Source organism: Allobosea sp. GW821-FHT03A12 (assembly GCF_058986765.1).
Window position 1 is genome coordinate 278,587 of sequence record NZ_JBYSVZ010000004.1, and the last position, 21,693, is coordinate 300,279.

At 66.8% G+C, this 21,693-nt stretch carries 22 protein-coding genes; 16 read left to right on the forward strand and 6 right to left on the reverse strand.

The window, feature by feature from the left end; all coding sequences use genetic code 11:
• Positions 1–13: 13 nt before the first annotated feature.
• From nuoL to queA, 12 genes are all read left to right on the forward strand, one after another.
• Positions 14–2,047: an NADH-quinone oxidoreductase subunit L gene (gene nuoL / locus AC3WLC_RS15580; protein WP_493684834.1), complete on the forward strand. Its 2,034-nt coding sequence runs from the start codon at positions 14–16 to the stop codon at positions 2,045–2,047.
• A gap of 4 nt (positions 2,048–2,051) precedes the next feature.
• Positions 2,052–3,563: an NADH-quinone oxidoreductase subunit M gene (locus tag AC3WLC_RS15585; RefSeq protein ID WP_493684835.1), complete on the forward strand. Its 1,512-nt coding sequence runs from the start codon at positions 2,052–2,054 to the stop codon at positions 3,561–3,563.
• Between the two features lie 10 nt (positions 3,564–3,573).
• Entirely contained in the window at positions 3,574–5,004 is a 1,431-nt protein-coding gene (nuoN, locus tag AC3WLC_RS15590; RefSeq protein ID WP_493684836.1) for an NADH-quinone oxidoreductase subunit NuoN, read from the forward strand.
• Positions 5,005–5,118: 114 nt separating this feature from the next.
• Positions 5,119–5,898, forward strand: coding sequence for a biotin--[acetyl-CoA-carboxylase] ligase (locus tag AC3WLC_RS15595; protein ID WP_493684837.1), 780 nt, complete (start codon positions 5,119–5,121; stop codon positions 5,896–5,898).
• Positions 5,899–6,061: 163 nt separating this feature from the next.
• The gene (locus AC3WLC_RS15600) at positions 6,062–7,732 is read left to right on the forward strand and encodes a ribonuclease J (RefSeq protein ID WP_493684838.1); all 1,671 of its coding nucleotides are present in this window, start codon (positions 6,062–6,064) and stop codon (positions 7,730–7,732) included.
• 48 nt (positions 7,733–7,780) lie between these two features.
• Entirely contained in the window at positions 7,781–8,185 is a 405-nt protein-coding gene (mce, locus tag AC3WLC_RS15605) for a methylmalonyl-CoA epimerase (RefSeq protein WP_092154233.1), read from the forward strand.
• 2 nt (positions 8,186–8,187) lie between these two features.
• The gene (locus AC3WLC_RS15610) at positions 8,188–8,589 is read left to right on the forward strand and encodes a RidA family protein (RefSeq protein WP_493684839.1); all 402 of its coding nucleotides are present in this window, start codon (positions 8,188–8,190) and stop codon (positions 8,587–8,589) included.
• Positions 8,586–8,816 (forward strand): DUF1467 family protein, encoded by a 231-nt coding sequence (locus AC3WLC_RS15615; protein WP_493684840.1) that lies wholly within the window; start codon positions 8,586–8,588, stop codon positions 8,814–8,816. Before AC3WLC_RS15610 ends, AC3WLC_RS15615 begins: the two co-directional genes overlap by 4 nt.
• A gap of 393 nt (positions 8,817–9,209) precedes the next feature.
• Positions 9,210–9,782, forward strand: a complete 573-nt coding sequence (locus tag AC3WLC_RS15620; RefSeq protein ID WP_493684841.1) for a peptidylprolyl isomerase — start codon at positions 9,210–9,212, stop codon at positions 9,780–9,782.
• A 4-nt stretch (positions 9,783–9,786) separates the two neighbouring features.
• Entirely contained in the window at positions 9,787–10,416 is a 630-nt protein-coding gene (locus AC3WLC_RS15625) for a UCP034077 family protein (protein ID WP_493684842.1), read from the forward strand.
• A complete protein-coding gene (locus AC3WLC_RS15630; RefSeq protein WP_493684843.1) occupies positions 10,416–10,883 on the forward strand; it encodes a peptidylprolyl isomerase in 468 nt (155 codons plus the stop codon). The genes AC3WLC_RS15625 and AC3WLC_RS15630 overlap by 1 nt, the downstream gene beginning before the upstream one ends.
• 76 nt (positions 10,884–10,959) lie before the next feature.
• Positions 10,960–12,054: a tRNA preQ1(34) S-adenosylmethionine ribosyltransferase-isomerase QueA gene (gene queA, locus AC3WLC_RS15635; protein ID WP_493684844.1), complete on the forward strand. Its 1,095-nt coding sequence runs from the start codon at positions 10,960–10,962 to the stop codon at positions 12,052–12,054.
• A gap of 1 nt (position 12,055) precedes the next feature.
• Here the strand turns inward: queA and AC3WLC_RS15640 are convergent, their stop codons facing one another.
• Entirely contained in the window at positions 12,056–13,063 is a 1,008-nt protein-coding gene (locus AC3WLC_RS15640; RefSeq protein WP_493684845.1) for a purine-nucleoside phosphorylase, read from the reverse strand.
• 58 nt (positions 13,064–13,121) lie between these two features.
• A complete protein-coding gene (locus tag AC3WLC_RS15645; RefSeq protein ID WP_493684846.1) occupies positions 13,122–13,526 on the reverse strand; it encodes a VOC family protein in 405 nt (134 codons plus the stop codon).
• 70 nt (positions 13,527–13,596) lie between these two features.
• Here AC3WLC_RS15645 and AC3WLC_RS15650 point away from each other — a divergent pair, with 70 nt between their 5' ends.
• The 4 genes from AC3WLC_RS15650 (at position 13,597) to AC3WLC_RS15665 (ending at position 16,861) form a co-directional block, all read left to right on the forward strand.
• Positions 13,597–14,202 carry a TetR/AcrR family transcriptional regulator gene (locus AC3WLC_RS15650; protein ID WP_493684847.1) on the forward strand — a complete coding sequence of 202 codons (606 nt, stop codon included), beginning with the start codon at positions 13,597–13,599 and terminating at the stop codon, positions 14,200–14,202.
• An 89-nt stretch (positions 14,203–14,291) separates the two neighbouring features.
• Complete coding sequence (locus AC3WLC_RS15655; RefSeq protein WP_493684848.1) at positions 14,292–14,954, forward strand: tetratricopeptide repeat protein; 663 nt, start codon at positions 14,292–14,294, stop codon at positions 14,952–14,954.
• 111 nt (positions 14,955–15,065) lie between these two features.
• The gene (gene der, locus AC3WLC_RS15660; protein ID WP_493684849.1) at positions 15,066–16,454 is read left to right on the forward strand and encodes a ribosome biogenesis GTPase Der; all 1,389 of its coding nucleotides are present in this window, start codon (positions 15,066–15,068) and stop codon (positions 16,452–16,454) included.
• The gene (locus AC3WLC_RS15665; protein ID WP_493684850.1) at positions 16,454–16,861 is read left to right on the forward strand and encodes an NUDIX hydrolase; all 408 of its coding nucleotides are present in this window, start codon (positions 16,454–16,456) and stop codon (positions 16,859–16,861) included. The genes der and AC3WLC_RS15665 overlap by 1 nt, the downstream gene beginning before the upstream one ends.
• A gap of 121 nt (positions 16,862–16,982) precedes the next feature.
• Here the strand turns inward: AC3WLC_RS15665 and AC3WLC_RS15670 are convergent, their stop codons facing one another.
• The 4 genes from AC3WLC_RS15670 to radA form a co-directional block, all read right to left on the reverse strand.
• A complete protein-coding gene (locus AC3WLC_RS15670) occupies positions 16,983–17,723 on the reverse strand; it encodes an SDR family NAD(P)-dependent oxidoreductase (protein ID WP_493684851.1) in 741 nt (246 codons plus the stop codon).
• A gap of 19 nt (positions 17,724–17,742) precedes the next feature.
• Positions 17,743–19,212, reverse strand: a complete 1,470-nt coding sequence (gene purF / locus AC3WLC_RS15675; protein WP_493684852.1) for an amidophosphoribosyltransferase — start codon at positions 19,210–19,212, stop codon at positions 17,743–17,745.
• A 143-nt stretch (positions 19,213–19,355) separates the two neighbouring features.
• Complete coding sequence (locus AC3WLC_RS15680; protein ID WP_493684853.1) at positions 19,356–20,072, reverse strand: CvpA family protein; 717 nt, start codon at positions 20,070–20,072, stop codon at positions 19,356–19,358.
• Positions 20,073–20,265: 193 nt separating this feature from the next.
• Positions 20,266–21,690: a DNA repair protein RadA gene (gene radA, locus AC3WLC_RS15685; RefSeq protein ID WP_493684854.1), complete on the reverse strand. Its 1,425-nt coding sequence runs from the start codon at positions 21,688–21,690 to the stop codon at positions 20,266–20,268.
• Between the last annotated feature and the right edge of the window lie 3 nt (positions 21,691–21,693).

A 21,693-nucleotide genomic window follows, 5' to 3' on the forward strand; every position in this document is an offset into this window, starting at 1 on the left:
CCCGTAACCTGCCATGTATCAAGCGATCGTCTTCCTCCCCCTGATCGGCTTCCTGATCGCCGGCCTCTTCGGCCGGCTGATCGGCGCGCGCGCCTCGGAGATCGTCACCACCACGCTGCTGCTGATCTCGGCGGCCTTGTCCTGGGTCGCCTTCGTCCAGGTCGGCTTCGGGCACGGCACTACCCGCGTCCAGGTCGCGACCTGGCTGGCCTCGGCCGATCTGCGCGTCGACTGGGCCTTCCGGATCGACACGCTGACTGCGGTCATGCTGGTCGTGGTCAACACCGTCTCCTCGCTCGTACACCTCTATTCGATCGGGTATATGCACGAGGACCCGTCACGGCCGCGCTTCTTCGGCTACCTGTCGCTGTTCACCTTCGCCATGCTGATGCTGGTGACGGCCGACAACCTCGTGCAGATGTTCTTCGGCTGGGAAGGCGTCGGCCTCGCCTCCTATCTCCTGATCGGCTTCTGGTACCAGAAGCCCTCGGCCAACGCCGCGGCGATCAAGGCGTTCGTTGTCAACCGCGTCGGCGATTTCGGCTTCCTGCTCGGCATCTTCCTGGTCTTCGTGCTGACCGGATCGGTCGCCTTCGACAGCATTTTCCCGCAGATCGCCGGACTGACGGAGCGCAGCTTCCGTTTCCTCGGCTATGACTGGAACGCGCTGACGCTGACCTGCCTGCTGCTGTTCATGGGCGCCATGGGCAAGTCGGCGCAGTTCATGCTGCACACCTGGCTGCCGGACGCGATGGAAGGTCCGACCCCGGTCTCGGCCCTGATCCATGCCGCGACCATGGTCACCGCCGGCGTCTTCATGGTCGCCCGCCTGTCGCCGATCTTCGAATACGCACCGGTCGCGCTGACCGTCGTCGTCGTCATCGGCGCCACCACCGCTTTCTTCGCCGCGACCGTCGGCCTGGTGCAGAACGACATCAAGCGCGTCATCGCCTATTCGACCTGCTCGCAGCTCGGCTACATGTTCGTGGCGATGGGCGTCGGCGCCTATTCGGCCGGCATCTTCCACCTGTTCACCCACGCCTTCTTCAAGGCGCTGCTGTTCCTTGGCGCCGGCTCGGTCATCCACGCGATGCACCATGAGCAGGACATGCGGAACATGGGCGGCCTGCGGAAGTACATTCCGCTGACGGCGCTGGCGATGGGCATCGGCAATATCGCGCTGACCGGCTTCCCGTTGACCGCCGGCTACTTCTCGAAGGACGCGATCATCGAGAGCGCCTATGCCTCGGTGGCGCATGGCGGCTTCGCCAGCTCCTATGCCTTCGTGCTGCTGGTCGTCGCCGCGCTGATGACCTCGTTCTACTCCTGGCGGCTCTATTTCATGACCTTCGAGGGCGCGCCGCGCTGGGGCGGCCATGGCCATGATGCGCACGGCCACGACGACCACGCGCATGGCCATGGGCACGATGATCACGCCCACGCAGCGCATGCTCACCACGATCACGGCCATGGTCACGACCATACGCCGCATGAGAGCCCGCTCGTCATGCTGATCCCGCTCGCCGTGCTGTCGCTCGGCGCGCTCTTCGCCGGCTACGTCTTCAAGGAGGCGTTCATCGGCCACGATTACGAGCACTTCTGGAAGACGGCGCTGTTCACCGGCAAGGACAACCACATCCTCCATGCCATGCACGAAGTGCCGAAATGGGTGGTCTGGTCGCCCTTCGTCGCGATGCTGATCGGCTTCCTGCTGGCGTTCTACATGTACGTGCTGCGCAAGGACGTGCCCGGCAAGCTCGCCGCCGCCAACCCGGTGCTCTACAAGTTCCTGCTCAACAAGTGGTATTTCGACGAGATCTACGACTTCCTGTTCGTGCGTCCGGCGATGTGGCTTGGCCGCTTCCTCTGGAAGAAGGGCGACGGCGCCGTCATCGACGGCCTCGGCCCGGATGGGGTCTCGGCCCGTGTCGTCGACGTGACCAACCGGGTCGTGCGGCTGCAGACCGGCTATGTCTACCACTATGCCTTCGCCATGCTGATCGGCGTCGCCGGGCTGGTGACCTGGTACCTCATGGCCCGCGGGTGAGATGATGTTCGGCTTCGGTATCCTCACCGGTCTCCTTGTCCTGCCGCTGGTCGGCGCCGCCTTCATCCTGGCGCAGCGCGGCGACGAGGCCTCGGTCAACTCGAACGCCCGCTGGGCGGCGCTGATCGCGACGGTCGCGACCTTCATCCTGGCGCTGGTCGCCTGGGGCCGCTTCGACTCGGCCAATCCCGGCTTCCAGATGGTCGAGACCCATGCCTGGGTCTCGGACATCATCAAGTTCAAGCTCGGCGTCGATGGCTTCTCGTTCCCCTTCGTGGTCCTGACCGCCTTCCTGATGCCGTTCTGCATCCTGGCGTCCTGGACCTCGGTCGAGAAGCGCGTGCGCGAATATATGGTCGCGTTCCTGATCCTCGAGACGCTGATGATCGGCGTCTTCGTGGCGCTCGACCTCGTGCTGTTCTACCTGCTGTTCGAAGCCGGCCTGATCCCGATGTTCCTGATCATCGGGATCTGGGGCGGCAAGCGCCGGGTCTACGCCTCGTACAAGTTCTTCCTCTACACGCTGCTCGGCTCGGTGCTGATGCTGCTCGCCATCATGGCGATGTACTGGAACGCCGGCACCACCGACATCCCGACGCTGCTGGCGCACAAGTTCCCGGTCCAGATGCAGCCCTGGCTCTGGCTCGCCTTCTTCGCCTCCTTCGCGGTGAAGATGCCGATGTGGCCGGTCCACACCTGGCTGCCTGACGCGCACGTCGAGGCGCCGACAGCGGGTTCGGTCATCCTGGCGGCGATCCTGCTGAAGATGGGTGGCTACGGCTTCATCCGCTTCTCGATCCCGATGTTCCCGGACGCCTCGGAGATGTTCGCGCCGCTGGTCTTCGCGCTCTCCGTCATCGCCATCATCTACACCTCGCTGGTGGCGCTGATGCAGGAGGACATCAAGAAGCTGATCGCCTACTCCTCGGTGGCGCATATGGGCTTCGTCACCATGGGCCTGTTCACCTTGACCCCGCAGGGCATCCAGGGCGCGATGTTCCAGATGGTCAGCCACGGTCTGGTCTCGGGCGCGCTCTTCCTCTGCGTCGGCGTGATCTACGACCGCATGCACACCCGCGAGATCGCCGCCTATGGCGGGCTGGTCAACCGCATGCCGCTCTATGCGGTGGTGTTCATGATCTTCACCATGGCCAATGTCGGCCTGCCGGGCACCGCGGGCTTCGTCGGTGAGTTCTTGACGCTGATGGGCGCCTTCAAGGCCAATCCCTGGGTGGCGTTCCTGGCGACCACCGGCGTGATCCTGTCGGCGGGCTATGCGCTCTGGCTCTATCGCCGCGTCGTCTTCGGCGAACTAGTGAAGCCGGAGCTCAAGGACATCACCGACCTCAACGCCCGCGAGATCGCGATCTTCGTCCCGCTCGTCCTGCTGACGATCTGGTACGGCATCGCGCCCGGCACGATCCTCGACGCCTTCGCGGCGCCGACCGAAGCCCTCATCAAGAACTATCAGGCCGCCATCACCGCCGCTAAGACGGCGATGCTGGCAGTCCAGTAAGGCTGCTCCGATGACCACCTTGCCCGCTTTCGGTCCGGCGCTCCCGGAAATCGTCATGGCGCTGGGCGCCATCGCCATGGTGCTCTACGGCGCGATCCAGGGCGAGCGCGCGACGCGCACGCTCGAGATCGCGGCGCTCGCGCTTTTTGCGCTTGCGCTGGTGCTCGTCCTGCGCGGCGAAGGCAAGGTCGTCACCTTCAACGGCGCCTTCATCGCCGACGGCTTCGGCCGCTTCATGAAGGTGCTGACGCTGATCGGCGCCGCGGCAGCGATCGTGCTCTCGGCCGATTTCCTGCGCCGCGATGGCGCCATGCGCTTCGAGTTCCCGATCCTCGTCGTCCTCGCCACCATCGGCATGATGATGATGATCTCGGCCAGCGACCTGATCGGGCTCTATGTCGGCCTGGAGCTGCAGTCGCTCGCGCTTTACGTCGTCGCTGCCTTCGATCGCGACAATCCGCGCTCGACCGAGGCCGGCCTGAAGTACTTCGTCCTCGGCGCGCTCTCCTCGGGCATGCTGCTCTACGGCTCGTCGATGGTCTACGGCTTCACCGGCACGGTGAGCTATGCCGGCATCGCCGAGGCGGTGAAGGGCGGCCATCCCGGCATCGGCCTGATCATCGGCCTCGTCTTCGTCGCCGCCGGCGTCGCCTTCAAGATCTCGGCCGTGCCGTTCCATATGTGGACGCCGGACGTCTATGAGGGCGCCCCGACACCGGTCGCGGCCTTCTTCGCCTCGGCGCCGAAGATGGCGGCGATGGCGATGACCGTGCGCATCTTCGTCGGCGCTTTCCCGGGCGCGCTGCATGACTGGCAGCAGATCATCGTCTTCATGGCGATCGCCTCGATGGCGCTCGGCGCCTTCGCCGCGATCGGCCAGACCAACATCAAGCGACTGCTCGCCTATTCCTCGATCGCGAACATGGGCTATGCGCTGGTCGGCCTCGCCGCCGGCACCCCGGCCGGTGTCCAGGGCGTGATGACCTATATGGCGATCTATCTCGCCACCACGCTCGCGGCCTTCGCCTGCGTGCTGATGATGAACCGCAATGGCAAGCCGGTCGAGGAGATCGGCGAGCTCGCCGGCCTGTCCCGCACCAATGGCTGGATGGCTTTTGCGATGTCGATGATGATGTTCTCGCTCGCCGGCATCCCGCCGCTCGCCGGCTTTTGGGCGAAGTGGTACGTCTTCCTCGCCGCGATCGAGGCCAAGCTCTACGTCCTCGCCGTCGTCGGCGTCGTCACCAGCGTCGTCGGCGCCTATTACTATCTGCGCCTCGTCAAGGTGATCTATTTCGACGACGCCAAGCCGGCCTTCGACAAGGGCGATGCCGGTGTGCGCGGTGTGTTGCTGATCTCGGCGCTGTTCGTGCTGGTGCTGTCCCTCCTGCCGGCGCCGCTGTTCGACTCTGCTGCCGCGGCGGCGAAGTCGCTGTTCTGATGCTCCGTCGTCATTCTCGGGCGAAGCGACGCGCAGACCCGAGAATCTCTGGACGAGTAGCTGGATTCAGAGATGCTCGGGTCAAGCCCGAGCATGACGGCTTGTGAGAGCGGCATGCTGAGCGAATCCGCACGCACCGCCGGTTATCGCCTGATCGTCCGCGACGAGGTCGCCTCCACCATGGAGGAGGCGCGGCGTGCGCTGGGCGAGGGCGATCCGGGCCGGCTCTGGATCGTCGCGAAAAGCCAGAATGCCGGCCGCGGCCGGCATGGCCGGCATTGGGGCTCGCCGCCCGGCAATCTCTACGCCAGCTTGCTGCTGGTCGCGCCCTGCGAGCCGGCGCTGGCGCCGCAGCTCGGCTTTGTCGCAGGCCTTGCCCTCCACGATGCTGCGGCGGCCGTGACCGGACTGTCCGCGCCGACGCTCGCCCTGAAATGGCCGAACGACCTGCTGATCGGTGGGGCCAAGACCTCGGGCCTGCTGCTCGAAGGCGAGAACCGGGCAGGGCACTTCAACGTCGTCATCGGCTTCGGCGTCAATATCGCCTCCTCGCCGGAGGGGACGCCCTATCCCGCGACACACCTCGCCGCACATGCGGCCGAGGCGAATGTCGAGCGCTTGCTGGCGGCCTTGTCGGATGCCTGGCACCGACGCTTTTCGGCCTGGTCGCTGCCAGGCGGTTTCGGCCCGACCCGCTCCGCCTGGCTGGAACGCGCCGCCTATCTCGGCGAGACCATCACCATGCGCTTGCCGGAAGGCCCTGTCTCCGGCCGCTTCCTTGGCCTCGACGCCTCCGGGCGGTTGGAGCTTGAAACCGCAGGCGGTCGGCGGCTGATCGATGCCGGCGATCTCTATTTCGGCGCTGCCAAGCCCGCCTCTCAGGACCAAGGCTGATGAACGCTCCTGCCGCTATGGAGGCAGGGTCGAGGGCATGCTAGAGCGGTTTCCGTTTCGACGGACATCCGGCCCGTCATTCCGGACAAGCGGCCTTGGCCGTGCCATTGCGGCCCGTTCGATGGCCGAATTCCGTAGCCCGTGCCTTGTGTCAGGATAGCCAGTGACCCGTTCCAGCGACCAGCTCGTCTTCGTTCCGCTCGGTGGCCTCGGCGAGATCGGCATGAACGCCGCTCTCTACGGCTTCGGGCCGGAGAAGAAGCGCAAATGGATCCTGGTCGATTGCGGGCTCTCCTTCGCCGGGCCTGAGGTGCCGGGCGTCGACATCGTCCTGCCGGACCTCAGCTACATCATCGAGGACAGGGCCAACCTGCTCGGCATCATCATCACCCACGCCCATGAGGACCATATCGGCGCGCTCGCCGCGCTCTGGCCCTCGCTGCGCGTGCCGGTCTGGTGCACGCGCTTCGCCGCCGGCCTGCTGGCGACGCGCCGCCTCTCCGAGCCGGGCGCGCCCAAGGTCGAGATGAACATCGTCGCCCAGGGCGGGCGCTTCACGCTCGGCCCGTTCGACATCGAATTCGTGCCCGTCGCGCACTCGATCCCGGAATCGAACGCGCTCGCGATCCGCACCCCGGCCGGCCTCGTCGTCCACACCGGCGACTGGAAGATCGATCCGACGCCGCGCGTCGGCCTGCCGACCGACGAGAAGCGCCTGCGCGAGCTCGGCGAGGAGGGCGTGCTGGCGCTGGTCTGCGACTCCACCAACGTCCTGCGCGACGGCATCAGCCCAAGCGAGGCCGATGTCGCCGCCAAGCTCAAGGAGCTGGTCGCCTCCGCGCCGAACCGCGTCGCCGTCACCACCTTCGCCTCGAACGTCGCACGCCTGCGGGCTGTGGCGGAAGCGGCGATGGCCGATCAGCGCGAGGTCGTCGTCGTCGGCCGCGCCATGGACCGGGTTATCGATGTCGCCCGCGAATGCGGTTATCTCGACGGCATCCCGGCCTTCCGCTCGGTCGACACCTATGGCTATCTGCCGCGCGACAAAGTCGTTGCGCTGCTGACCGGCAGCCAGGGCGAGCCGCGGGCCGCGCTTTCGCGCATCGCCGCCGACGATCATCCCGAGATCGCGCTCGCAGCGGGCGACCGGGTGATCTTCTCCTCGCGCACCATTCCCGGCAACGAGAAGGCGGTCGGCACCATCCTCAACCGGCTGGCCCGTGACGGCATCGAGATCATCACCGACCGTACCCACCTCGTGCACGTTTCCGGCCACCCCCGGCGCGAGGAGCTGGCCCGGCTCTATGGCTGGCTGAAGCCGCAGATCGCGATCCCCGCCCATGGCGAGGACCTGCACCTGACCGAGCACGCCGCCTTCGCCCGCGGAGTCGGCGTCAAGCATGTGCTGCGCGCTGGCAATGGCGATGTCGTCGCGATCGGCGAGGATGGCGCCCGCAAGCTCACCGAGGTCCAGCATGGCCGGCTCTATCAGGACGGCGAACTGCTGATCGGCGCGCTCGACCGCACCATCCCCGAGCGCCGCCGGCTCTCCTTCGTCGGCGTGATCTCGGTCGCGGTCGCGCTCGACGAGAAGGGCGAGCTCGCCGGCGATCCCGAGATCGCCCTGGTCGGCCTGCCGCTCGTCGCCAAGGACGGCACCTCCTTCGACGACATCGTCGCCGATGCGGTCGAGGACCTGATCGAGGGCTTGCCCAAGGGCAAGCGTCGCGATCCGGAAGCCGTGCGCAACGCGCTCGAACGCGGCGTGCGCGCCGCCGTCAACGAGGAGTGGGGCAAGAAGCCGCTGGTGAACGCGCTGGTGATCACGGTGTAGGATCGGGCATATCGCCCGCTGAACGCCGCGCCTGAACGGAGATTCTGCATGATCGGACGCCTCAACCACGTCGCCATCGCCGTGAAGGACCTCGCTGCTTCGACGGCGCTCTATCGTGACACGCTTGGCGCGCGCGTCTCGCAGCCACTGCCGCAGCCGGAGCATGGCGTCACCGTGGTCTTCGTCGAGTTGCCGAACACCAAGATCGAGCTGCTCGAGCCGATGGGCGCCGACTCGCCGATCGCCAAGTTCCTCGAGCGCAATGCCGATGGCGGCATCCACCACATCTGCTACGAGGTCGACGACATCCTCGCGGCGCGCGACCGGCTGAAGGCGCAGGGCGCGCGGGTATTGGGCTCGGGCGAGCCGCGCATCGGCGCCCATGGCAAGCCGGTGCTCTTCCTCCATCCCAAGGATTTCTGCGGCACGCTGGTCGAGCTAGAGCAGGCCTGAGCATGACCTCGCAGATCACCTTCTTCGGCGAACCGGAAGCTGGCTCATTGCGCCCCTTCAGCCTTGCGACGCGAGCGGGTGGTCTGGTCTTCGTCTCCGGCCAGTCGGCGCCGCATGATCCGGCCAAGGGGATCATGCGAGGCGAGACGCCGGCCGAGCAGGTGCGGCAGGCCCTGGCGCATGTTGCCGCCATCCTGGCCGAGGCCGGCAGCAGTCTCGAGCGCGTCGTGCAGATGACGATGCTGATCACCGATCCCAGCGATTACGCCGCCTGCAATGCTGAATATGTGAAGCATTTCCCCAATGGCTTGCCGGCAAGGCACACGGCGCGTTTCGGCGTGCCGACGGAGGCCAAGGTCGCGTTCGCCTGCATTGCCCTGGCCGACGAGGGCAGGCCGTCATGACGATCGGTGGCGGGCTCGCAGTCTATTTCGTGATTTGGTGGACGGTGCTGTTCGTGACGCTGCCGTTCGGCGTCCGCAGCCAGGCCGAGAGCGGCGAGGTCGAGAAGGGCACTGATCCTGGCGCCCCCGTCCTGCCCGGCCTTGCCAAGAAGGCAGTGGCGACGACGGTCATCGCCGCAGTTGTCTTCTGCCTTGTCTGGTATATTTGGACCCAGCTCGATGCCTGAACAATGTTCAGTGGAGCGTAGTGTATAGACCAAAACAAAAGGCAAGGCTTTCGCCTTGCCTTTGGAAGTCTGTTTTTTACCGCAGTATCGGCGCGCCGTTATGTATGCGCACTCATATACTGAACGGCTGTTTGTTCCTCCCGAGACCTGGTCCGCGGCGCCCGGAAAACGGTCGGGCGAGCCCAGCGCCAGAGTGATTAGCCGATCGCAATAATGTTGTCACCTGTTTAGGCAGCTCGCGCCCGAACTTTTTGCAAAATTATTCCAGTTTGTTCTTGTGCGGTGCAACATTGTGCTCCGCACGCGATTCAGCGCCTTGTTCCAGTCATAGGATGTCGTTACCTCGCAGCCTCAGATGCGCCGGGCCGTTCCGGCGGTCAGGAGAGGTTTCCGATGCTTCGCACCACGCTCGCCGCCCTGGCGCTTTCCGCTTCGATCGGCCTGGCTCAGTCCCAAGCTTTTGCCCAGGCGCCGGCACCGGCCAATCTCGATCCGCAGAACACTCTGGTGCTCGACACCAAGGACGGACGCGTCACCATCCGCCTGCGGCCGGACCTCGCGCCGAAGCATGTCGAGCAGATCAAGGCCCTGACCAAACGCGGCTTCTATGACGGCATCGTCTTCCACCGCGTCATCGACGGCTTCATGGCCCAGACCGGCGATCCGAAGGGCGACGGCACCGGCGGCTCCGACCTGCCGAACATCCCGGCCGAATTCACCCCGACGCCCTACAAGGTCGGCTCGGTCGGCATGGCGCGCTCGCAGAGCCCGAACTCGGCCAATTCGCAGTTCTTCATCTGCTTCGAGGGCTGCGGCTCGCTGACCGGCCAGTACACCCTGTTCGGCGAGGTCGTCTCCGGCATGGACGCCGTGCGCAAGATCAAGAAGGGCAGCAGCGCCAATAACGGCTCGGTCAGCGGCCCCGACAAGATCGTCCGCATGCGCCTGCTCGCGGACGCAAAGTAACCCCATGCGTTGCTCGCGCGTTCCTGCGCTCACGCTTCTGCTGCTGGCCTGCGCCAGCGGCCCGGCGTTGGCTCAGGACACGCGCGATCTCGGCCTGCCGCCCGCTTCGGGCTTCCAGAACCCCGTTCTGCCGCCGCCCTCCGGCTCGCAGAACCCGGTGCTCCCGCCGCAATCAGGCCAGCGCTACATGCCGGGCATCGGCGGACCCTTTGGCGAGGGCGCGCGACGCCCGGTCGTGCCGTCACCTACGCCCGGCGTTGATCGCGGCGTCATCGGTACCGTCAATCCCGAGACGATCGGCCTCGGCGAAGAGACCGTCGACCGGCTCGACCAGATCGGTCCGGCCCTGCGGCGCTGCTGGAAGCCGCCTGCGCTTCAAGCGGGAGACAGTGCGGCCGCCAGCGTCCGCTTCAGCCTGCGCCGCGACGGCACGCTCTTCGGCCAGCCGCGCGTCACCTGGGAGATGCGGCGCGCACCTCCGGGCCTGCGTGAGCGTTTCACCGATTCCCTGATGCGCGCCGTGCGCGATTGCACGCCGATGAGGTTGTCGCCGGGGCTTGGAGGGAGTATCGCAGGCCGCCCGATCATCATCCGCTTCTTCGGCCGCGTGCCGACCAACGAAAGATCAGTCTGATGTCGCTCGATCCCGAGAACACCCTCGTCATGGAGACCACCAAGGGCCGCGTGGTGATCAAGCTGCGGCCGGACCTCGCCCCCAAGCATGTCGAGCGCATCAAGCTGCTCGCGCGCGAGGGCTTCTATGACGGCATCGTCTTCCATCGCGTCATCGACGGCTTCATGGCGCAGGTCGGCTGCCCGCACGGCACCGGCACCGGCGGTTCGAGCTATCCGGACCTCGCCCAGGAGTTCAACGCCGAGCCGCATGTCCGCGGCATCTGCTCGATGGCCCGCGCCCAGAACCCGAACTCGGCCAACAGCCAGTTCTTCATCGTCTTCGACGACGCCCGTTTCCTCGACAAGCAGTACACGGTCTGGGGCCAGGTCGTTGAGGGCATGGAGAACGTCGACAACATCAAGCGCGGCGAGCCGGTGCGCGATCCCGACTCCATCGTCTCGCTGAAGGTGCAGGCGGACGCCTGAGGCGTTCCAGCGCGTCGTGAACAAAGTCATCCCGGGTCGACTTGGTCGGCCCGGGATTGCTTTTTAGGATCGGTCCATGGACGTCGGCCTTTTCGATTTCGATCTGCCCGAGGAACGCATCGCGTTGCGGCCCGTGAGCCCGCGCGATGCGGCGAAGCTGCTCGTCGTCCGCCCCGGCGCGGCCGAGCCCTTCGAGGATCGCGGCGTCCGCGATCTCGTCGAGCTGCTGCAGCCGGGCGATGCGCTGGTGCTGAACGATACCCGCGTCATCCCCTCGCGGCTCTGGGGGCGGCGTTATCGCGGCGAGACCTCGGCCCGCATCGAGATCATGCTGCACAAACGCGAGTCGGATGATCGCTGGCGCGCCTTCGCCCGCCCGGCCAAGAAGCTCGCCATCGGCGAGACGATCGTCTTCGACAGCGACGGCGCCGGCAATGCCTGCGAGCTCGCCCGCCTGCAGGCCGAGGTCGAGGACAAGGGGGAGGGTGGCGATATCGGCCTGCGCTTCTCGCTGACCGGCCCCTATCTCGACGAGGCGATCGCGCGGCTCGGCGAATTGCCGCTGCCGCCCTATATCGCCGGCAAGCGGGCGACCGATCAGGCCGACGCACGCGACTACCAGACGACCTATGCTCGCGAGGAAGGCGCTGTCGCCGCCCCAACGGCAGGTTTGCACTTCACGCCGGAGCTGTTCGCGGCGCTCAAGCAACGGGGCGTCTCCAGCCATTTCGTCACGCTGCATGTCGGCGCCGGCACCTTCCTGCCGGTCAAGGCCGAGGACACCGACGAACACCGCATGCATGCCGAATGGGGCACGGTCAGCGCCGCGACGGCCGATGCGCTCAATGCGGTCAAGGCCGCCGGAGGCCGCATCGTCGCGGTCGGCACGACCTCGCTGCGCCTCCTCGAAAGCGCGACCGGCGAGGACGGTGTGGTCAAGCCGTTCTCGAGCGACACCGCGATCTTCATCACGCCGGGCTATCGTTTCCGCGCCGTCGACCTGCTGATGACCAATTTCCACCTGCCGCGCTCGACGCTGTTCATGCTGGTCAGCGCCTTCAGCGGGCTCGATGTGATGAAGCGCGCCTATGCCCACGCCATCGCCGAGGGCTATCGCTTCTACTCCTATGGCGATGGCAGCCTGCTGTTCCGAGCAGGTTCACTGGCCTGAGCTACTTCGCCGGCAGCGGCGGCACGCCCTTCTGCCACTCGCCCCAATTGCCGACGATGTGATCGACGACGCGCGAGCCGACCGCCTCGACATTGGCGACGGTCTCGGCGAAGCCGCCGGCCGTCTGGCCCGGCGCCGGGTCGAGATGCTGCAAGGTCGTCTCGTTCGGATTGCCCTGGTCGAAATTGACCGCGCCGCGCAGGCTGAGGATCCGGTCGGTGCCGAACTGGCGCTTGATCACCAGCGTGATCGCCGCCGCCTCCATCTCGGTGATGACATAGTCGTCGGCGCCGTAGAGCTTGGCCATGTATTGCGCCTCCTTCGACAGACCGGGGCCGTGGAAGAAGGTGTCGCCGGTCATGTGCGTGCCGGTCTGGACGGAGGGCGCCGCCCGCGCCTTCTCGTCGGGATAGCGCTGACGGTATTGCTTCGCCGACTCCGAATCCTGCAGGTTCACCCCAGCGCTGAGCCGCGTCGCCCACCCGACCAGCGCCGGGTTGAGCTTGAACACCCGGTACTCCTCATAGCCCTTGCGCGGCATGAACACCGGCTCGCCCGGCTTGCCTTCCTCTGGCGCCCAGCGATGACCGAGATCATAGTCGACCAGCCAGCTGCCCCAGGAGACGTCGCCGATCGTGCCGCGCGAGGGCGGTGTGCCGGCGACGCCGGTGATGAGGAAATAGGCCTGCGAGAAGTCATAGTCCGGATCGAGCAGGATCGCCTGCATCGAGGAGGACGAGTTGACCTTGCCCATGCCGAGCACCGCGCCGCAGACGCCGTCCGCATCGCAATAGACCGGCTTCAGCGCGCCGCGCACCTCATGCGGCTGGCTCTTCTGCCAGTAGCGCTCATACCAGTGCTGGAACTCGCCGGCCCGGTCGCCGGTATTGGCCCCGATCTCGAACATCGAGGCGACAAAGACCTTGACCTTGGTCGGCGCGGCTTCTGCCGGTCCGAGCGAGGCGAGGGCGAGAAGGGCTGCTCCCAGCCCGCTGGCGATCCGGTTCATGGCGATCTTCCTTGCGACGGCAGAAGCGCAAGCAAGGTGCCTGCCACGAACCGCGCGATCAAGCATGGCCTGCCGGAGGGGCGCTCATCGGGATCGGCTTGATCACGTCGATCAGCACGCCGCTCGGATCGGCAGTGATGAAATGGCGCTGGCCGAACCATTCGTCGCGCAGCTCCTGCAGGATCGGCAGGCCGGCTGCCTTGAGCCGGGCATGTTCGGCGTCGACGTCCTCGACCTCGAAGTTGAGGATCAATCCACTGACACGCCCGCGGCCGGGGAGGGGGATGGTCGCATGGCTGCCGTCCAGCACCGCCAGCGTCACCCACTCATCGACCGTCGATTGCAGATGGACGTACCAGTCGGCCTCGAACAGGGCCTGGAAACCGAAATGCGCGATATAGAAGGCGGCGGTCTCTGCGACCTTATCGGTCATGATCACCGGGTAATAGCTGGTGACTTTCATAGGCTTGCCTGTCTTTCATCATAAACATACAATCTGCATGTTTATATGAATTAACATACAGGCTGTATGTATGCAAGAAGCTGGGCGTCGATCCAACAAGGACCGGTCCGATACCACCCGCGCCGCGTTGATCGCAGCAGGGCGTGAGCTTTTCGTCAGCCGTGGTTATGCCGAGACCAGCACGCCGGAGCTGGTCGCCGAGGCGGGCGTGACGCGCGGCGCGCTCTATCACCACTTCGCCGACAAGCGGGCGCTGTTCCGGGCGGTGGTCGAGGCGGAATCGGCCGCGGTCGCGCAGGAGATCGAGAGTGCTGCCCGGCCCGGCCTTTCGCCGCTGAAGGCGCTTGGCAAGGGCGGCGCGGCCTTCCTGGAGGCGATGCAGGTCCCGGGCCGGACCCAGTTGCTGCTGGTCGACGCCGCCGCCGTGCTTGGCCGCGAGGAACTCGATGCCATTGACGCCCGCCATGGCGGGCGAACCCTGCGCGAAGGGCTCGCGGCGGCGATGCAGGCGGGTGCGCTGCCGAAGCTGCCATTGGCTCCGACCGCGCAGCTCCTGAGCGCGGCCTTCGACCGCGCCGCCCTCGCAATCGCGGCCGGAGCTGACCCCGGCGAATGGCGCAGGCTCATCGATACCGTGCTCGCTGGATTGGCTGCCTCGGGTACGGCACCGCAATAAGCTCGCGCTGACGGCTCTGTGTGGCCGTTCCGGCTCGCATTCCGCCGGCAAAGATGCTACCCGGCAGGCCAAAGCAGTTTCGAGGCGTCATGTCCGATATTTTCCGCGAGATCGACGAGGAGGTCCGCCGCGACAAGGCGGCCGCCGTCTTCAAGAAATATGGCAATGTCTTCATCGCCATCGCCGTGCTGGCGGTCGCCGGCGTCGCCGGCTGGCAGTTCTGGCAGCAGCAGGAGCGCAAGAAGGCCGAGGCCGTCGGCGCCAAGTTCGAGGAGGCGGTGCGTGCCTCGCGCGACAACAACGCCAGCGCGGCCGAAGCGACCCTGACCGAGCTCGCCGCCAATGCGCCGGCGGGGTATCGGCTGCTCTCGCGCTTCCGCCTCGCCTCCGAGATCGGCAAGCGCGATGCGGCTGCCGGCGCGACCGCCTTCGACGCGATCGCCAACGACGCCTCGCTCGACCAGTACCATCGCGATCTCGCCCGCCTGCGCGCCGGCCTGCTGCGCGTCGACACCCTGCCTTATGCCGAACTGCGCAAGGAACTCGAGCCGTTGGCGACGCCGACTGGGCTCTGGCGTCATTCGGCCCGCGAATTCCTTGGCATTTCCGCGCTGAAGGCCAACCTGTTCGAGGATGCCGGGCGCTGGTTCGACGCCATCGTCGCCGACCCGCAGACGCCGCAGGTGCTGCGCCAGCGCGTCGAACTCTATCTGACGCTGGTGCGCGGCGGCCCCGTCACCATCAAGAACTGATATCGACGCCGTCGCAGCGGACGGCGCCATCGAAACAAAAGCATCGGATTCGCGTCGGAAAGTGGAGTGCCACTTTTCGGCGCGAGTCCGATGTTGCATTAAAGACGGATCATGAGCGCCACCATCGCCATCGTCGGCCGGCCCAATGTCGGCAAGTCGACCCTGTTCAACCGGCTCGTCGGCAAGAAGCTCGCGCTCGTCGACGATCAGCCCGGCGTCACGCGCGATCGCCGCGAGGGCGACGCCAGCCTCGGCCATCTGCGCTTCACGGTGATCGACACCGCCGGTCTCGAAGAGGCCGACAAGGATTCGCTTGCGGGCCGGATGCGCGCCCAGACCGAAACCGCGATCGAGCAGGCCGATGTCATCGTGTTCATGATCGATGCTAGGCTCGGCCTGACGCCGATGGACCAGCCTTTCGCCGACCTGGTGCGCCGCTCCGGCAAGCCCGTCATCCTGCTCGCCAACAAGGCCGAGGGTAACAAGGGCAAGGACGGCGTCATGGAGGCCTATTCGCTCGGCCTCGGCGACCCGGTGCCGTTCTCGGCCGAACATGGCGAAGGCACCGCCGACCTGCTCGAAGCGCTCGCGCCCTATGTCGCCGACGAGCCGGAGGAGGACGAGGAGGAGGCCTGGGCCGATGTGCCCGCCGAAGTGCCGTCCGACGAGGATGCCGACCCCAACCGGCCGCTGCGCGTCACCATCATCGGCCGCCCGAACGCCGGCAAGTCGACCCTGGTCAACCGGATGATCGGCGAGGAGCGCCTGCTGACCGGCCCCGAAGCCGGCATCACCCGCGACACCATCTCGGTCGAATGGGAATGGCGTGGTCGCGCGGTGAAGCTGTTCGACACCGCCGGCATGCGCAAGCGCGCCCGCATCGACGAGAAACTGGAAAAACTCGCCGTGGCGGATTCACTGCGTGCGATCCGCTTCGCCGAGGTCGTCGTCGTGCTACTCGACGCGACCATCCCCTTCGAGAAGCAGGACCTGACCCTGGCCGACCTGACCGAGCGCGAGGGCCGCGCCGTCGTGATCGGACTCAATAAATGGGACCTCGTCGCCGACAAGCAGGGCCTGCTCGCCGAGCTCAAGGAGAAGGCCTATCACCTGCTGGCGCAGATCCGTGGCGTCGAGATCGTGCCGCTCTCCGGCCTCGCCGGCGACGGCATCGACCGGCTGATGCAGGCGGTGTTCCGTGCCTATGAGGTCTGGAACCGCCGCGTCTCCACGGCAAGGATCAATCGCTGGCTCGAAGGCGTGCTCTCGGCGCATCCGCCGCCGGCGGTGGCCGGCCGGCGCATCAAGATCCGCTACATGACGCAGGCCAAGGCGCGGCCGCCGACCTTCGCCCTGTTCGGCAACCAGCTCGACCACCTGCCGGTCTCCTATCTGCGCTATCTAACCAACAATCTGCGCGAGGCCTTCGAATTGCCGGGCACGCCTGTCCGGCTCCATACTCGCGGCGGCGGCAACCCCTACGACAAGAGCAAGGGCTGATGCTGGAGACCGTCAGCGCGCTCTTCCTGCGCGCCGACGGGCGGGTGCTGCTTGGCCTGCGCGCTTCCTGGAAGCGCGCCTGGGCCGATCATTGGGATGCTATCGGCGGCCGGGTCGAGGCAGGCGAGGCGCTCGAAGCCGCGCTCATCCGCGAATGCCGTGAGGAGGTCGGGCTGGCGCCGTCGACCTATCGCTTGATGCTCTCTGCCGAGGAACGCTTCCCGGAGCGCAACGGCGCGGCGCTGCACCACATCTATGTCGTCTCGGGCTGGGAGGGCGGCGAGGCCGAAAACCTGTCCGACGAGCATGTCCGGATCGGCTGGTTCTCGCTCGACGAGATGGCCGCCCTGCCGAACCTGACTGTGCCGGACCTGATCGCTGTCGTGCGGGAGTACGCGACGACGTGAGCGGCGCGTCATGCTCGGGCTTGACCCGAGCATCTCTGGTCGGATGAGGCTCCGATCCGCGCCTGCTGGTCCTGAGATTCTCGGCTCTGCGCTTCGCTTCGGCCGAGAACGACGGCTTTTGTTAAGCCGGCATCTGCGGCGTCAGTACCTTGCCCTGCGGGAAGTCGAAGATCTTGCCGGTCTCGTGCCAGTCCGGCCCGGCGATCGCGACCAGATGCGGCGCCAGATCCTCCGGCGTCTTCAGCGTCATCGGATCCTCGCCCGGCATCGCCTGGGCCCGCATGCGGGTCCGCAACGGGCCGGGATTGACCAGCATGACCCGCAGCGGGGTGCTGCGCGTCTCGTCGGCATAGCTGCGCGCCATTGCTTCGAGCGCCGCCTTGGAGACGGCGTAGGGGGCCCAATAGGCCAGGCCCTTATGCGCCGCGCCGGAGGACAGGAAGATCGCCCGGCCGGATTCGGAAGCCTTCAGCGCCGGCTCGACCGATTTCAACAAGCGCCAGTTGGCGCTGACATTGATGTCGAAGACATCGGCCCATTCCTTGGCGCTGACATGGGTCAGCGGGGCGAGCGGGCCGAGGATGCCGGCATTGGCGAGCAGGATGTCGAGCCGGCCCCAGCGCGCCAGCAAGGCGGGCCCCAGCTTCTCGATCGCAGCGGCGTCGGCGAGGTCGGCCGGCACCAGCGTCGCGCTGCCGCCGATCGCACGGATCTCGTCGTCGAGCTCTTCCAGTGCGCCGGTGGTGCGGGCGAGCGCGATCACATGCGCGCCAGCTTCGGCGAAGGCGAGCGCCGCGGCGCGGCCAATGCCGCGCGACGCGCCGGTGACGAGCGCGATGCGCCCTTTCAGAGGCTTGGTCATCGAAGTCCCGTCGAAAGGCTCAGCCGGCGGCCAGCAGCGACATTTCCTGCTTGGCGCTCTCGCCGACAACATCGGTTAGCGAGGTTGGATATTCGCCGGTGAAGCAATGGTCGGTGAACTGCGGCCGGGTCGGGTCGCGCCGCTCATGGCCCATCGCCTTGTAGAGGCCGTCGACCGAGATGAAGGCGAGCGAATCGGCGCCGACGAACTGGCGCATCTCCTCGAGCGAATGGGTCGCAGCGAGCAGCTTGGCCTGGTCCGGCGTATCGATGCCGTAGTAGTCGGGATGGGTGATCGGCGGCGAGGAAATGCGGAAATGCACCTCGCGGGCGCCGGCCTCGCGCATCATCTTGACGATCTTCAGCGAGGTCGTGCCGCGCACGATCGAGTCGTCGACGAGCACGATGCGCTTGCCCTCGACCACGCTGCGATTGGCCGAATGCTTCAGGCGCACGCCGAGCTCGCGCACCTTCTGCGTCGGCTCGATGAAGGTACGGCCGACATAGTGGTTGCGGATGATGCCGAGCTCGAACGGGATGCCGCTCGCCTGGGCATAGCCGAGCGCCGCCGGCACGCCGGAATCCGGCACCGGCACGATTACGTCGGCCTCGGTCGGGGCCTCCAGCGCGAGCTGCGCGCCCATCGCCTTGCGCCGCTCATAGATGCTGCGGCCCTTCACGATCGAATCCGGCCTGGCGAAGTAGATATATTCGAAGATGCAGGGCCGCTCGGCCACCGGCGGGAAGGGCTTGTGGCTCTCGATGCCTTGCTCGGAGATGACGACGACCTCGCCATTCTCGATCTCGCGCACGAACTTGGCGCCGATGATGTCGAGCGCGCAGGTCTCGGAGGTCAGGATCGGGCAGCCATTGAGGTCGCCGAGCACCAGCGGGCGGATGCCGAGCGGATCGCGCGCGCCGACCAGCTTCTTGTTGGTGATGCCGACGAAGGCGTAGGCGCCCTCGATCTGGCGCAGCGCATCGATGAAGCGCTCGATGAATTTCGGCTTGCGGCTGCGGGCGACGAGATGCAGCAGGACCTCGGTATCCGAGGTCGACTGGTAGATCGCGCCGTCGCGGACGAGATTGCGTCGCAGCGTCAGCCCGTTGGTGAGGTTGCCGTTATGCGCCACCGCGAAGCCGCCGCCATGCAGTTCGGAGAACAGCGGCTGGACGTTGCGCAGGATGGTCTCGCCGGTGGTCGAGTAGCGGACATGGCCGATCGCCTGCTTGCCCTTGAGCTTCTCGATCACGCTCGCATCGGAGAAGGCGTCGCCGACCAGGCCAAGCTGGCGCTCGGTATGGAAACGCTGGCCGTCGAAGGAGACGATGCCGGTCGCCTCCTGGCCGCGATGCTGCAGGGCGTGCAGGCCGAGCGCCGTCAGCGCCGCGGCGTCCTCGTGCCCGAAGATGCCGAAGACACCGCACTCTTCGCGCAGGCGGTCGGCGTTCGGGTCGAACACGGCGTCGGCATCGTGGATCAGGCTCATCGCAGGCTCCATCGCGGCTTCAACAGGCTCTCCAATCGGCCGGAGCGGCCGACGGAGAGAATCTGCCCACTACTTGTTGGGGCCTGGCCTGATCACAAGAACGGTTGCCGTTTTCGTGATCGGGCCGGGCTCGGGTTCCAGTCTCAGGGCCGGCGCTGCGCCGGAGCGGGTGTCGCGCCGGTGGTGGCCGGAGCGGTCGAATCGATCACGCGCTGCAGTGCCTGCCTGTCGGTGGCGGGCGCCTGGGTGCGACGCTGCGGGTCGGCCGGAGCGGTGCCGCCGGCCGGCGGGGTGGCGCCCGGCGTGCGCGGCTCCTCGGCCGGTGCCTCGGTCGGCTCGGCCTGCTTGGGCTGCAGCAGCTTCTTCACGAACTCGGAATCGATATCCTGCGGCAGCATGGTCAGCAGGCTGCGGCCGGTTTCCTCGAGCAGGGGCTTGGAACGCGATTCGCGCGCCCAGGCCGGCTGCATCTTCTCCGGCACCAGCGCGGTGAAGAAGAGGTAGCCGACGACCGCGAGCAGCAGGCCACGGGCCGCGCCGAAGACGAAGCCGAGGGTACGGTCGAGCGCGCCGATGCGCGAATCGAGCACGAAGTCCGAGATCCGCGCCGTGATCAGCGAGACGACGATCAGCGTACCGAGGAACAGCGTCGCGATCACCGCGACCAGCGCGACGGTCTTGTTCGGGATGTGCTGCTGCGCCAGCGGCAGCAGCTGCGGGTGGAAGATCCAGGCGACGACGGCGGCGGCGGCCCAGGAGGCGATCGCCAGCACCTCGCGCGTCAGGCCGCGCACGGCTGCGAGCAAAGCCGAGATCAACACCACGCCGATGACGACGAGATCGAGAATGGTCACAGGCATGTCAGGGCCGCTTCGCTGCAAAATCGGGGCCGGCACGCGACAAATGGGTGGGCCGGGCGGGTTTTGCTATACCCGCTCGCGCGCCGCGCGTCACCCATGCAGTCGGCTCATTTTGCACTGCGATAGCCGGATTCTGCCAAGTTATCCAAGCTGATCGGCGAATCCGTCTCTCGCCTTGGAAATCGAGACGATTTTATCGGTCGGCCTGCTGAGTGCGTTGACCGGAGCGGGCCCGCGGGGCGCTCGCGGCGATTTCGGCGACGAGCTCGCCGACATGGCTGAGGCGCCGCAATCTCAGGCCGTTGCCGTCGCCGATATCGGCCCCTGCCGAAGGCAGAACCGCGCTCTCGAAACCTAGCTTGGCAGCCTCGCGCAGCCTTGCGGCCGCGACCGAGACCGGCCGGATCGCGCCAGACAGCGCGATCTCGCCGAAATGGACCGCCCCCGAGGGCAGGATCGCTCCGGTCAGCGAGGAGACAAGCGCAGCGGCGACGGCAAGGTCAGCCGCGGGCTCGCCGACGCGCAGGCCGCCGGCGACGTTGAGATAGACGTCGTGCTGGCCGAGCTTTAAGCCCCCATGCGTCTCCAGCACCGCCAGCACCATGGCGAGGCGGCTGTTCTCCCAGCCGACCACGGCCCGGCGCGGCGTGCCGAGCGCGCTCGGGGCGACCAGCGCCTGGATCTCGACCAGCACCGGTCGGGTGCCCTCGATGCTGGCGAGCACGGCCGCTCCGGGAGCGTCCTGGTCGCGCCCGGCGAGGAACAGGGCAGAAGGATTACCGACTTCGGAGAGGCCGGCGCCGGTCATCTCGAACACGCCGATCTCGTCGGTCGCGCCGAAGCGATTCTTCTGGCCGCGCAGGATGCGGAAGGAATGGGTGCCTTCACCCTCGAATGAGAGCACCGCATCGACCATGTGCTCGACCACGCGCGGTCCGGCGATCTGGCCGTCCTTGGTGACATGGCCGACCAGGATCAGGCAGGCGCCGGAGGTCTTGGCGTAGCGGATCAGCGCCTGGGCCGAGCCGCGCACCTGCGTCACCGTTCCGGGCGCGCTCTCGACCTCGGATGACCACATCGTCTGGATCGAATCGATCACCACCAGGGCAGGGCGCTGGCCTTGCCCGAGGGTCGCGATGATGTCCTCGATATTGGTCTCGGCGGCGAGGTCGACCGGCGCCTCTGCGAGCCCCATGCGCTGGGCCCGCAGGCGGACCTGGCTGGTCGATTCCTCGCCGGAGACATAGACGACCCGCCGGCCGCTCGATGCCATGGCGGCGCAGGCCTGCATCAGCAGGGTCGACTTGCCGATGCCGGGATCGCCACCGATCAGCAGGACCGAGCCCGGCACGAAGCCGCCGCCGGTGACACGGTCGAGCTCGCCGATCCCTGAGACGATGCGTGGCGCATCCTGCGTCTCGCCCTTCAGGCTCTCCAGAGCGAAGATGCGGCCGCGGGCTCGCCCACCAGAGGGCACTCGGCCGCCACCGGGGACCGGCGCGGCCTGAGCCTCTTCGGAGAGCGACGACCAGGTGCCGCACGCGTCGCACTTGCCCTGCCAGCGGTGATAGACCGCGCCGCAGGCCTGGCAGATATAGGTCGGGCCGCGCTTGGCCATTTA